Genomic DNA, 12,758 nt, shown 5'->3' on the forward strand with positions numbered 1-12,758 from the left:
GCTGAGCGAAAGGCGATGAAGGGGACGAGTAGCGTCCGCACGCAGCCACGAGCGACCTGGGGACGGTGTGAGCCCAGGGGTCTGCACGGCGTGAAGATCACCCCGGAGCCGCCGGAAGAAAGCGCCGGGCACGACCGGCGCGAGTAGAACCGGCAGCGCACCCCAATGAGGGGGCAGTGGGCACGTCCCGCTGCCAAGGAGGGTGGTACCGCGGGACCGCCGCCGTTGAGGCAGGTGATCTCGTCCCTCCGACGGAAGCTGAGATGTCCGCCGGAGGAAGTTCCGATGCCGCAGTACCGCCAGGTGCCAGCCCAGGTCGACCTGCCCGCCCTCGAGCACGCCGTGCTCGACTTCTGGCGGGACAACAAGGTCTTCGCCCGCACTCTCGAGCAGTCCGAGGGACGGCCCGAGTGGGTCTTCTACGAGGGCCCGCCCACCGCCAACGGCATGCCCGGCGCCCACCACATCGAGGCACGCGTCTTCAAGGACGTCTTCCCGCGCTTCCGCACGATGCGCGGCTACCACGTCGCACGCAAGGCCGGCTGGGACTGCCACGGCCTGCCGGTGGAGCTGGCCGTCGAACGGGAGCTGGGCTTCAACGGCAAGCAGGACATCGAGAACTACGGCATCGCGGAGTTCAACGCCCGCTGCCGCGAGTCCGTCACCCGGCACACCGACGCCTTCGCCGAGCTGACGACGCGCATGGGCTACTGGGTCGACATGGACGACGCCTACCGCACCATGGACCCGGAGTACGTGCAGTCCGTGTGGTGGTCGCTGAAGCAGATCTTCGAGAAGGGTCTGCTGGTCCAGGACCACCGCGTCGCCCCCTGGTGCCCGCGGTGCGGCACCGGCCTGTCGGATCACGAACTGGCCCAGGGGTACGAGACGGTCGTCGACCCGTCGGTCTATGTCCGGTTCCCGCTGACGTCGGGGCCCCTCGCGGGTGAGGCGTCGCTCCTGGTGTGGACGACCACGCCCTGGACGCTGGTCTCCAACACCGCTGTCGCCGCCCGCCCGGACGTCACCTACGTCGTCGCGACCAACGGGCTGGAGAAGCTCGTCGTCGCCGAGCCGCTGCTGGAGAAGGCGCTGGGCGTGGGGGCACCACCCGGGTCGGCAGGCCCCGGGGGAGGCTACGAGCCGACCGGGGAGCGCTTCACCGGCGCCGAGATGGAGCGCTGGGGCTACGAACGCCCGTTCAACATCGTGGAGATGGAGGGCGCCCACTTCGTCGTCAACGCTGATTACGTCACCACCGAGGACGGCACCGGCCTGGTCCACCAGGCTCCCGCCTTCGGCGACGACGACATGCGCACCTGCCGCGCCTACGGCCTCCCCGTGGTCAACCCCGTCCGCCCCGACGGCACCTTCGAGGCCGGACTCCACCTGGTGGAGGGGCAGTTCTTCAAGAAGGCCGACGAGGCGCTCGTCGCGGACCTCGCCGCCCGCAACCTGCTTCTGCGGCACGTCCCGTACGAGCACAGCTATCCGCACTGCTGGCGCTGCCACACGGCCCTGCTCTACTACGCGCAGCCGTCCTGGTACATCCGCACCACCCAGATCAAGGAAGCACTGCTCGAGCAGAACGAACGCACCAACTGGTACCCGGAGTCGGTCAAGCACGGGCGCTACGGCGACTGGCTGGACAACAACATCGACTGGGCTCTCAGCCGCAACCGCTACTGGGGCACACCGCTGCCCTTCTGGCGTTGCGAGGAGGGCCACTTGACGTGCGTCGGCTCGCTCGCGGAGCTGACGAGGCTGACCGGCACCGACCAGTCGGCCCTGGACCCGCACCGTCCCTACATCGACGAGGTCACCTTCGACTGCCCGGCCGAGGGCTGCCCGCTGACGGCGGCGCGCGTCCCCGAAGTCATCGACGCCTGGTACGACTCCGGCTCGATGCCCTTCGCGCAGTGGGGCTACCCGTACAAGAACAAGGAGCTGTTCGAGAAGCGCTACCCGGCGCAGTTCATCTCGGAGGCCATCGACCAGACCCGCGGCTGGTTCTACACGCTGATGGCCGTCGGCACACTCGTCTTCGAGAAGTCCTCGTACGAGAACGTGGTCTGCCTCGGGCACATCCTCGCCGAGGACGGCCGGAAGATGTCCAAGCATCTGGGCAACATCCTGGAGCCGATCCCGCTCATGGACCAGCACGGTGCGGACGCGGTGCGCTGGTTCATGGCAGCCGGGGGTTCGCCGTGGGCCGCACGTCGCGTGGGGCACGGCACGATCCAGGAGGTCGTCCGCAAGACGCTGCTGACCTTCTGGAACACGGTGGCCTTCCAGGCGCTCTACGCCCGTACGACCGGCTGGGCGCCCTCCGGCTCGGACCCGGCGCCGGAGAGCCGGCCTCTGCTGGACCGCTGGCTGCTGAGCGAACTGCACGCGCTGGTCGACCAGGTGACGCTGGCCATGGAGGGCTACGACACCCAGCGCGCCGGAAAGCTGCTCTCGACCTTCGTCGACGACCTGTCCAACTGGTATGTACGGCGCTCCCGTCGGCGCTTCTGGCAGGGCGACCCGGCGGCCCTGCGCACGCTGCACGACACGTTGGAGACGGTCACGCGCCTGATGGCCCCCATCGTGCCGTTCGTCACCGAGCGCGTGTGGCAGGACCTGATTGTCCCCGTCACGCCGGGCGCGCCGGACTCGGTGCACCTTGCCGACTGGCCCGAGGCGGACCTGGGCAAGGTCGACCCGGAACTCTCCCAGGACATGCTTCTGGTGCGCCGCCTGGTGGAGTTGGGGCGTGCGACGCGCGCCGAGTCCGGCGTCAAGACGCGTCAGCCGCTCTCCCGCGCGCTCGTCGCGGCGCACGGCTTCGAGACCCTCTCCCCCGACCTGCGCAAGCAGATCACCGAGGAGCTCAACGTCACGGCGCTCGCCTCCCTCTCGGAGGTCGGAGGCTCGCTCGTGGACACCACTGCCAAGGGCAACTTCCGTGCTCTGGGCCGCCGTTTCGGCAAGGGCACCCAGGCGGTCGCCAAGGCGATCGCCGAGGCGGACGCCGCAGGGCTCTCGGCCGCTCTCCGCGAGGGCACAGCCGCTGTCGAGGTGGACGGGGAGCACGTGCCGCTCTCACCCGAGGAAGTGATCATCACCGAGACGCCGCGTGAAGGCTGGTCCGTCGCCTCCGATTCGGGAGCGACGGTCGCCCTCGACCTGGAGATCACCCCCGAGCTGCGCCGCGCGGGACTCGCACGGGACGCGATCCGCCTCATCCAGGAGGCCCGCAAGAACTCGGGCCTCGACGTCGCCGACCGCATCGCGCTGCGGTGGTCCACGACGGACGAGGAGGTCGGCCGGGCCCTCGCGGACCACTCGGGCCTGATCTCCGAAGAGGTCCTCGCGGAGGAGTTCGCGCAGAAGGACGTGGCTGCCGAGGAGTCCGACTTCGGCGCTCCGTTCCGGGACGAGTCGCTCTCCCTCACCTTCCGTCTCCGCAAGATCTGACGGAGTCGCCCCGGACCCCCGAGTACGCGAGACAGACCGAGAGGGGCCGCCCGCACGTGCGGGCGGCCCCTCTCGGCGTCCCCGCTTCGGCGCTGCCGCAGAGCGCGGTCACGGGGCCCGCCGGAGAAACCTCTGAGCATCCGCCTGACGGAGTGAGAACCCGCCGCTGGATCTCCGGGGCGGAGAGCGAACCGCCGGGCGCCGAGAGCCCTGTGTGGCCACGAAAGGGACCACGTTCCGGCCGCCCCCGCGGCGAGGGGCCGAGCACAGGGCCGGGCCCGGAAGCTTCTCGCTTCCGGGCCCGGCCCTGCCTTGTGCCGGCGGAGTCCGCCGTCAGATGATCAGTTGTCGTCCTCGTCGATCAGGAAGCCCCGCATGGGTGACGGAGCCTGCTGCGGCGCGGGGCCGCCCTGCGGACGCACGGGCGCCATGGGCTGCGTCATCGCCGGGGACATCTGCTGCTGACCCCCGCCGTAGCTCGGGCCGCCGTGGCCGCCGCCGGAACCGCCCATGCCGTCGCCGCCCATCGACTGGTGGCCTCCCATGCTGCCCATCCCGCCACCGGCGGGCGCACCCGCGGAGGCCATCGACGGGGACGGCGGGAGGGAGGGCGCGGCGGGAGTACGCGGCGGAGCCAGCGAGTCGTCCGCCTGGTTCTCCAGCTGACGCAGCTGGCTCTCCAGGTACGACTTCAGACGCGTCCGGTACTCGCGCTCGAAGCCACGCAGGTCCTCGACCTTGCGCTCCAGCGTCGCCCTGGCGGACTCCAGGGATCCCATCGCGACGCGGTGCTTCTCCTGGGCGTCCCGCTCAAGGGCGTCGGCCTTGGCGCGGGCGTCGCGCTCGAGACCCTCGGCGCGGCTGCGTGCCTCACCGACGATCTTGTTCGCCTCGGAACGGGCCTCCGCAATGGCCTGGTCGGCGGTCTGCTGGGCAAGCGACAGCACGCGTGCGGCGCTGTCGTTGTTCTGCCCGCCGCCACCCGGCATCTGCAGTCCGCCGCCGGGGCCCATGGGACCGCCGGGACCGCCCTGGGGTCCGCCGGGGCCACCCTGCGGTCCGCCGGGGCCCATGGGACCACCGGGACCGCCCTGAGGGCCGCCAGGACCGGCAGGAAGCTGCGGCTGCCCGCCGGGAAGCTGAGGGGGACCGCCCATGCCCTGCTGCGGACCCGGACCGTGCTGTCCGGGACCGCCGTGCTGACCGGGGTGCTGACCCGGACCGCCGTGCTGACCGGGGTGCTGACCCGGACCGCCGTGCTGACCGGGGTGCTGACCCGGACCGCCGTGCTGACCGGGAGGCACAGGACCTGATATGGCGGGCACCGGCCCGCCCTGCCTGTTGTCCTGCGGCTCGGGCTTGCGCATTCCGCCCTGCTGCTGGTTCTGCGCGGCAGCACGGGTCGCTGCGGCGAGCTTCGCGCGCAGGTCCTCGTTCTCGCGCAGCAGGCGCGTCAGCTCGGCTTCGACCTCATCGAGGAAGGCATCGACCTCGTCCTCGTCATAGCCTTCTCGGAGGCGGACGGTCGTGAACTGCTTGTTCCGCACGTCCTCGGGGGTCAGTGGCATCTCTTCACCTCAACGTAACTCGTCGGCATGTCGGCAAGACCATTTCGATCGTTCACAGCCTGGCCACGACGTTGATCAGGATGTAGACGATGATCATCAATACGAAGAAGGACAGGTCGAGCGCCACGCCCCCGAAGCGCAACGGCGGAATGAACCGCCGCAGCAGCTTGAGTGGCGGATCAGTGACAGTGTAGGTCGCTTCGAGAACGACCACCATCGCCTTGCCGGGCTGCCATGAGCGGGCGAACTGGAAGACGTAGTCCATCACCAGTCGGAAGATCAACACGAGCAGGAAGCAGTACAGCGCGACTTGGACCACCTCGAGTGCGGTACTCACTGCGCTTCCCTCTCCCCTCGCCACACTGGGCGCTCTCGTGCGACCTTACGGCCCGTTCCGTTGATCCTTGCGTCTTCAGCTCTGGTTGAAGAACCCGCCCTCTGCGATGCGGGCCTTGTCCTCCGCCGTGACATCGACGTTAGCAGGAGACAGCAGGAACACCTTCTGCGTCACTCTTTCAATACTCCCGTGCAAACCGAAGACCAGACCGGCCGCGAAGTCGACAAGTCGCTTCGCATCCGTATCGTCCATCTCCGTCAAGTTCATGATCACGGGGGTACCTTCGCGGAAGTGTTCCCCGATGGTACGGGCCTCGTTGTACGTCCGGGGGTGCAACGTGGTGATCCGGTACGGCTCCCGTTCGGACACAACTTTGGGCATGATCACCGGGGCGCTCTTCTCCAGGCTCTGGCGTTCAGGTGTGATGGATGACACGGGGGCAATTCTCCCGGATCGTCCATTTTCGATGATCGCAGGGGGAGACGGCTGCTCCCGCTCCCGCTGCACGGGAGGGTGCATCACGCGTACCGGCTCGGCCGGTTCGTCCTTCTGCAGGGGGTCGTGCGACTGCAGCGGCTCGTGGCGCCGACGGTCCCTCTCGGGCTCCGGCTCGGGCTCGAACTCGTCGTCTGGGTCGAAACCCGGGCCGTCGTACCCGTCGTCCTCCACGAGGCCGAGGTAGACCGCCATCTTGCGCATAGCGCCGGCCATTCTCTGCGTCCTCCGCTCTGTGGTGGGTTCCCCGCGTTCGGCGGGGAGGCCCCATGGCTCCGTCGCCGGTTGCCGGCCGTGGCGCTCTCCGTCTGCCCGCTCGCAACGGAAATGACCATATTTTGTGCCGTGGTCCGACTCGCTTCGCGACGTTACCCGAGCCTGGGTCGCTCTCCGAGTACCGCACTGCCGACGCGTACATGTGTCGCACCCGCAGCCACGGCCTCTTCGAGATCCGAGCTCATCCCTGCTGACACCATGGTCGCAGCAGGATGCCTTGTACACAGGCCGGTTGAGATTTCCCGCAACCGCTCGAAGGCCTCGGCCGGCCGTCCCGCGTACGGTCCGGTGAGCGGAGCGACCGTCATCACCCCTGCCAGCCGCAGCCCTTGGGCCGCCTCCACCGCGTCCGCCAGAGCGGGAACCGACTCGGGAGCGGCACCACCGCGCCCGCCGGTGGTCTCCGACTCCGCGTCGAGCGCGACCTGGACGAGACAGTCGAGCCGGCGCCCCTCGCTCACGGCGGCGCTGCTCAGTGAGTTGACGAGCCGGGAACGGTCGACGGAGTGGACAACGTCGGCGTAACCGGCAACGGAGCGGGCCTTGTTGGTCTGGAGCTGGCCCACGAAATGCCACGTCACAGGAGTCTCGGCGCACTCAGCGGCCTTCGCAGCCGCCTCCTGGTCGCGGTTCTCCGCAACGTGCCGCACGCCGAGTTCCGCCAACAGCCGTACGTCCCGGGCAGGGTAGGTCTTCGTGACAACGATCAGCGTGACTTCGTCACGGTTGCGCCCCGCGGTGACACAAGCGCCCTCGATGCGCTCCTCCACCCGTGCGAGGTTCTCGGCGAGTTCGGCCTGACGGGCCGTGAGGTCCGTCACGGTTCAGTTCGCCTCCAGCCAGACATAACTCGCGAGACGACCGGTCGTCTTCTCTCGGCGGTACGAGAAGTGGTCGGCCGACTCCATGGTGCACACGGCGGACTGTTCCAGACTTGTGACACCACGGGCCTCGAGCTGCGCCCGTACACCGGCAACGACGTCGACCGACGGGGTGCCCCAACTCGTCGTGGCGTAGGCCTCCGGCACCTCGGCCGCGACGGACTCGCGCATCTCCTCGGGGACCTCGTAACAGCGGCCGCACACGGCCGGTCCCGTACGGGCCACGATCCGTTCCGGCACCGCCCCGTGCTCCTGCATCGTCTCGACGAGCGCGGGCACCACACCCGCGACGAGCCCCGGGCGCCCGGCGTGCGCCGCGCCTGCGACGCCCGCAACGGGATCCGCCAGCAGCACCGGGGTGCAGTCGGCCGTGAGCACGGCGAGGGCGAGCGCGGGGCGCAGGGTGACGATCCCGTCGACCGGAGCGTCGTCCGCGAACGGCCTGTCGACGACGGCGACAGCACGTCCGTGCACCTGGTGCATCCAGACCACGCCGCCGGGGTCGAGTCCGAGGGACGCGGCGGCGCGGGAACGGTTCTCGCGTACGTTCGCGGCGTCGTCACCGACGCGGCCGCCGAGGTTGAGCGACTCATACGGAGCGGCGCTCACCCCGCCCCACCTGTCGGTGAACGCGAAATGGGCGCCGCTCGTGGAGTCGTGCGTGCCTATCACTTCAGGAAGTCCGGCACATCCAGCTCCTCGGCCTGGCTGTCCTGGTACGGACGGGCCGGGGGGACCGTCGGAGGCAGCGAGTCGCGGCCCGCCCCGGACGATTCACCCAGCGGCTCCGGCTCGCTCTCACGCGGGGTCACGCTGCCGAGACCGCCGAAGGACGGGCGGTCGGCCTCGGGGTCCGCCCCGAACGCCGCCGCGGAGGACTCGTCCTTGGAGGAGTGCGAACCGAGCGCCTTCTCCCCGCGGTTCCTGGAGGGCGGCTGACCGCCGTCGAAGCCCGCAGCGATCACGGTGACCCGTACCTCGTCCCCGAGGGCGTCGTCGATGACCGCACCGAAGATGATGTTGGCCTCGGGGTGGGCGGCCTCGCTGACGAGCTGCGCGGCTTCGTTGATCTCGAAGAGGCCGAGGTCCGAACCGCCCGAGATGGACAGCAGCACGCCTCTGGCACCGTCGATCGACGCCTCCAGCAGCGGCGAGGAGATCGCCATCTCGGCTGCGGCCACGGCCCTGTCGTCGCCCCGCGCCGAACCGATGCCCATCAGCGCCGAACCGGCCTCCGACATCACGGACTTGACGTCGGCGAAGTCGAGGTTGATCAGTCCCGGCGTGGTGATGAGGTCGGTGATGCCCTGCACACCCGACAGCAGCACCTGGTCCGCCGACTTGAACGCGTCGAGGACGCTCACCTGACGGTCCGAGATGGACAGCAGACGGTCGTTGGGGATGACGATGAGGGTGTCGACCTCGTCGCGCAGGCCCGCGATGCCGTCCTCCGCCTGATTGGCGCGGCGGCGGCCCTCGAAGGTGAACGGCCGCGTGACGACGCCGATCGTCAGCGCACCGAGCGAGCGGGCGATGCCGGCGACGACGGGGGCGCCGCCGGTGCCGGTGCCGCCTCCTTCGCCGGCCGTGACGAAGACCATGTCGGCCCCCTTGAGGACCTCTTCGATCTCCTCACGGTGGTCCTCGGCGGCCTTGCGGCCGACATCGGGGTTGGCGCCTGCCCCCAGACCGCGCGTCAGTTCACGGCCCACATCGAGCTTGACATCGGCATCGCTCATCAACAGGGCCTGCGCGTCGGTGTTGATCGCGATGAACTCGACGCCCTTGAGACCGACCTCGATCATCCGGTTGATGGCGTTCACGCCACCGCCGCCAATGCCGACGACCTTGATGACTGCGAGGTAGTTCTGCGGTGCTGCCACGTCGAAGGCCTCTCGCCTCGAGTTACGTATCCCTGTCGGGCGGTCCACGTCGACCCGAACCCCAAGTGTGAAGTTTAGGGTTACCGGTGTCTGTCTTCCCTGGAGTCTTGGGAACGGACACTAAGTCGACAAGCGGTGGGTGTTCAACGAACACGCCGAACCTCCCGTTTTTCTTTTCACCCTATGTGATCAGGCCCGGAGGTGCTTATCCAGGGTGCTGGCCTGCGGTGACGCCCGTCAACTCCCGGACGAGGCAGGGGCGCTGGGAACGCTCACATCGAAGTGCCGTGCTCCCTTCGAAGCTTTCATCAGCGCGGTCAGTGACTCCGCCTTGGCGCCGCCGCGTTCACCGCTGCCCCACTGCACAGTCCGGCCGCCCGTCAACTCGAGTGTGATGGAGTCGTAGGAACGCATCCGGACGGTCCGTGTGTCCCTGCGGACGGAATCGGGAAGTGCGGCAGCGGCCCGGACGGCTTCGCGTCGCAGCCGTTCCTTGCCGAAGTGACGCAGACCCGCAGAGCGCTCAACTTCCATCACCAGAAGCGGAACGCCCTTCGGTTGCTCCTGAACGACGTCGAAACGCACGCCTTCAGCGTCGACTTCAACGAATTTCCCCCCATGCTTCATGACCAGTTCCGGCTTCCGTTCTGTCACCTCGATACCGATTCCGTGGGGGAAGGCCCGTACGACGCGAACCTCGTCCAGCCTGGGCAGCGAGGTGGTGAGACGGCGCTCGGCCGCGGCCCTGTCCACGGACAGGAGCGGGGTACCAACCGGAATACGGGCGGCGTCGCTTACCTGTTTCTCCGTCAGCACCTTGTTGCCGCTGACGGAGACACGTTCCACGAGCACCCAGTTCGATCCGTACAGGGCCCATGCGCCGAAACCGGCCAGTCCGAGCAACAGCGCGAAGACGACGAGCAGGGCGCGCAGTCGTCGAATTCGCGCCCCCCTCCGCAACTGCGCGCCGCGCGAACGGGCCGGGGACCGGCCGGAGTCGGCCTCAGCCGACGGACGGGCCGCCGAGTTGCTGCTGCGCCGGCTCCCGGCGCTCTTCGTCGGTCCCGTGGATCCGGCCACACTGCCCTGCCTTCTCTCACGCCCCTCGGCGTGCCGCGATCGCCTCGTACACCATGCCGACCAGAAGCTCGTCGGAATCCCGCCGGCCGAACTCCGCCGCGGCGCGCGCCATGTCGTGCAGCCGGTGCGGCTCACTGAGAACAGGAAGCACGCTGTCCAGGACCCACTCCGGAGTCAGCTCGGCGTCGTCGACGAGCAGGCCGCCGCCCGCCTTGACGACGGGCTGCGCGTTCAGCCGCTGTTCGCCGTTGCCGATCGGCAGCGGCACGTAGGCGGCCGGCAGTCCGACGGCAGACAGCTCCGCGACGGTCATCGCGCCCGCCCGGCAGAGCATCATGTCGGCAGCGGCGTACGCGAGGTCCATCCGGTCGACATACGGTACCGGGACATAGGGCGGCATTCCGGGCATGTTGTCCGGTTGCGGCAGTTCGTTCTTGGGGCCCACCGCGTGCAGGATCTGAACTCCCGCCCGCTGAAGGTGCGGCGCCGCGTGCTGCACGACCTCGTTGAGCCGGCGTGCACCCTGCGAGCCGCCCGTGACGAAGAGGGTGGGCGCATTGGCTTCCAGGCCGAAGGCCGCGCGTGCCTCCGGCCTGGCGGCGGCACGGTCCAGCGTCGCGATGGAGCGGCGCAGCGGGATGCCGATGTAACGGGCGTTGCGCAGCTTGCTGTCGGGCGACGAGACCGCGACGTGCTGCGTGTAGCGCGAACCGATCTTGTTGGCCAGGCCGGGCCGCGCGTTGGCCTCGTGGATGACGATGGGAACGCCGAGGCGCTTGGCCGCGAGATAGGCGGGGAGCGCCACGTACCCGCCGAATCCGGCGACGCAGTCGGCCTTGGTGCTCTCCAGTACCTGCTCGGCGGCCTTGATGGTGCCGCGAAGCCGCCCGGGAACGGTGATCAGTTCGGGGGTGGGCTTGCGCGGCAGCGGTACGGCCGGGATGAGTTCGAGCTGATAGCCGCGCTCGGGCACCAGACGGGTCTCAAGGCCGCGTTCGGTTCCCAGCGCGGTGATGCCCACGGTCGGATCCTGCCTGCGCAGAGCATCCGCGAGGGCGAGCGCGGGCTCGATATGGCCGGCGGTGCCCCCACCGGCGAGTACGACGTGCACTCTGATTCACCGCTCTCCGGACGGCCGCCGATCCGCGCGCCGTCTCATCGTGTTCGATCTCACCCCTGCCAGCCTTCTCTGCAGGCGCTGCCGCAGAGCAGGCTGCCGCATGGCCAGAGCCGCTCTGGCCGCGGGGTCGCTTCGCGCGAACGCGATGAGCAACCCGATGGCGAACATCGTCGGCAGCAGGGCGGAACCACCGTAGGAGAACAGCGGGAGCGGGACGCCGGCGATCGGCAGCAGGCCGAGCACCGCACCGATGTTGACCACGGCCTGTGCCGTGATCCACGTCGTCACGCCTCCCGCGGCATACCTCACGAAGGGTTCCTCCGTGCGTCCGGCCACGCGGATACCCGCATAGCCTAGAGCCGCGAAGAGAGCCAGTACCGACAGCGTCCCCGCAAGACCGAGTTCCTCCCCGGTCACGGCGAAGATGAAGTCGGTGTGCGGTTCAGGCAGTTGCCCCCATTTTTCCACACTGGCGCCGAGCCCCGAACCGAACCATCCGCCCGACGCGAGCGCGTAGATGCCGTGAACGGCCTGCCAGCACTGGTCGTTGGCACCGGGGTCGGTGGCCCCGATGCAGCCGAGCCGGGCCATCCTGTTCGGACTGGTCATGATCAGCAGAGCGCCGATGACGGCGGCCACGCCCATGACTCCGGCGAAGAGCCGTGTGGGGGCGCCCGCGAGCCAGAGCAGTCCGAACAGGATCGCCGCGAGGATGATCGCGGTCCCCATGTCGCCGCCGAGCATGATGAGCCCGAGCACGAGCAGCCCGACGGGCACGAGCGGCACGAGCATGTGCTTCCACTGGTTCAGCAGCCGCCTGGAGCGCTTGCGGGCCAGCAGGTCGGCTCCCCACAGCACCAGCGCCAGCTTGGCGAACTCGCTGGGCTGGAGCTGGAACGGGCCCCCGAGGTAGAGCCAGTTGCGGTTGCCGTTCACCGCGTGCCCCATCCCGGGCACCTGGACCAGGCCCATCATGACGACGGAAACGGCCAGCAGCGGGTACGCCAGCGCCCGGTGCAGTCTGATCGGCATACGAGCGGCAAGTGTGAGCAGAACGGCGCCCACCATCGCCGCGATGAGCTGCTTGCGGAAGAAGTACGTGGAGGACAAGCCCGACTGGAGCGCCTCGATCTGCGACGCCGAGAAGACCATCACCAGCCCGAGCACCGTGAGCAGGAGACTGCCGCCGAGGATCAGGTAGTACGCCGTCAGCGGGCGGTCCCAGGCACGCCTGGCCTTCGTGACGAACGCGGGCGTACCGCGGCCGCCGCCGGGACGGTTCGGGCGGCGTGCGGGGCGTCGCGGCCGCAGCGGGCGCCCGGCTCCGGGACCGGAGGCGGCCGAAGGTCCCTTCCCCGTCCTGGCGTTGGCCGCGCGGGAGCGCTGCGCCTCGCGCGGCAGGAGAAGGGCTCCCGCTGCGTGCGGCAGCGGGAGAGCCGTGCGGGCCGGGACGGGGCCAGGCAGCGGAGCCAGAGGCTTCGTGAGAGCCCGTCCCAGGGCTGCGCACCCGTCACCGAGGGTGCGGCGACTGCGGGAGCCGGTGGCGGCGGTGTGCCGGCGCGTACTCGGCGCTCCCGGAAGAGAGTCTGCCGCAGCGCCGCTGTCGGGCGTCATCTGTCGCTTCCCCTCCGTCTGTTCCCGCGTCGCGGTCCGCGG

At 69.4% G+C, this 12,758-nt stretch carries 10 protein-coding genes; 1 reads left to right on the top strand and 9 read right to left on the bottom strand.

Annotated elements, in window-relative coordinates:
• Window positions 1-285: 285 nt before the first annotated feature.
• Window positions 286-3,462 (top strand): isoleucine--tRNA ligase, encoded by a 3,177-nt coding sequence (ileS, locus tag H180DRAFT_RS09240; protein ID WP_055485497.1) that lies wholly within the window; start codon window positions 286-288, stop codon window positions 3,460-3,462.
• A gap of 341 nt (window positions 3,463-3,803) precedes the next feature.
• On the opposite strand, the gene H180DRAFT_RS09245 is transcribed toward ileS, so the two are convergent.
• The 9 genes from H180DRAFT_RS09245 to ftsW all read right to left on the bottom strand — a co-directional run bounded on the left by H180DRAFT_RS09245 (window position 3,804) and on the right by ftsW (window position 12,716).
• The gene (locus tag H180DRAFT_RS09245; protein ID WP_055485498.1) at window positions 3,804-5,030 is read right to left on the bottom strand and encodes a DivIVA domain-containing protein; all 1,227 of its coding nucleotides are present in this window, start codon (window positions 5,028-5,030) and stop codon (window positions 3,804-3,806) included.
• A 52-nt stretch (window positions 5,031-5,082) separates the two neighbouring features.
• Window positions 5,083-5,367, bottom strand: coding sequence for a YggT family protein (locus H180DRAFT_RS09250; RefSeq protein ID WP_028435711.1), 285 nt, complete (start codon window positions 5,365-5,367; stop codon window positions 5,083-5,085).
• A gap of 75 nt (window positions 5,368-5,442) precedes the next feature.
• On the bottom strand, window positions 5,443-6,078 hold the full coding sequence (locus H180DRAFT_RS09255) for a cell division protein SepF (RefSeq protein ID WP_055485499.1): 636 nt from the start codon (window positions 6,076-6,078) through the stop codon (window positions 5,443-5,445).
• A 152-nt stretch (window positions 6,079-6,230) separates the two neighbouring features.
• Complete coding sequence (locus H180DRAFT_RS09260; RefSeq protein ID WP_055485500.1) at window positions 6,231-6,959, bottom strand: YggS family pyridoxal phosphate-dependent enzyme; 729 nt, start codon at window positions 6,957-6,959, stop codon at window positions 6,231-6,233.
• A 3-nt stretch (window positions 6,960-6,962) separates the two neighbouring features.
• Window positions 6,963-7,691, bottom strand: a complete 729-nt coding sequence (gene pgeF / locus H180DRAFT_RS09265; RefSeq protein WP_055485501.1) for a peptidoglycan editing factor PgeF — start codon at window positions 7,689-7,691, stop codon at window positions 6,963-6,965.
• Entirely contained in the window at window positions 7,688-8,902 is a 1,215-nt protein-coding gene (ftsZ, locus tag H180DRAFT_RS09270; RefSeq protein WP_055485502.1) for a cell division protein FtsZ, read from the bottom strand. The genes pgeF and ftsZ overlap by 4 nt, the downstream gene beginning before the upstream one ends.
• Before the next feature lie 237 nt (window positions 8,903-9,139).
• The gene (locus H180DRAFT_RS09275) at window positions 9,140-9,862 is read right to left on the bottom strand and encodes a cell division protein FtsQ/DivIB (protein WP_107097616.1); all 723 of its coding nucleotides are present in this window, start codon (window positions 9,860-9,862) and stop codon (window positions 9,140-9,142) included.
• Between the two features lie 136 nt (window positions 9,863-9,998).
• Entirely contained in the window at window positions 9,999-11,093 is a 1,095-nt protein-coding gene (murG, locus tag H180DRAFT_RS09280; RefSeq protein ID WP_055485504.1) for an undecaprenyldiphospho-muramoylpentapeptide beta-N-acetylglucosaminyltransferase, read from the bottom strand.
• A gap of 6 nt (window positions 11,094-11,099) precedes the next feature.
• The gene (gene ftsW / locus H180DRAFT_RS09285) at window positions 11,100-12,716 is read right to left on the bottom strand and encodes a putative lipid II flippase FtsW (protein WP_254665940.1); all 1,617 of its coding nucleotides are present in this window, start codon (window positions 12,714-12,716) and stop codon (window positions 11,100-11,102) included.
• Window positions 12,717-12,758: the final 42 nt, after the last annotated feature.

It is taken from the genome of Streptomyces sp. WMMB 322, from assembly GCF_900090145.1.
Classification (GTDB): Bacteria; Actinomycetota; Actinomycetes; order Streptomycetales; family Streptomycetaceae; genus Streptomyces.

Bases quoted from the DNA above. Each gene is read 5' to 3' on its own strand.
- H180DRAFT_RS09245 (WP_055485498.1), bottom strand. From the start codon at position 5,030: ATGCCACTGACCCCCGAGGACGTGCGGAACAAGCAGTTCACGACCGTC.
- ftsW (WP_254665940.1), bottom strand. From the start codon at position 12,716: ATGACGCCCGACAGCGGCGCTGCGGCAGACTCTCTTCCGGGAGCGCCG.
- H180DRAFT_RS09255 (WP_055485499.1), bottom strand. From the start codon at position 6,078: ATGGCCGGCGCTATGCGCAAGATGGCGGTCTACCTCGGCCTCGTGGAG.
- ileS (WP_055485497.1), top strand. From the start codon at position 286: ATGCCGCAGTACCGCCAGGTGCCAGCCCAGGTCGACCTGCCCGCCCTC.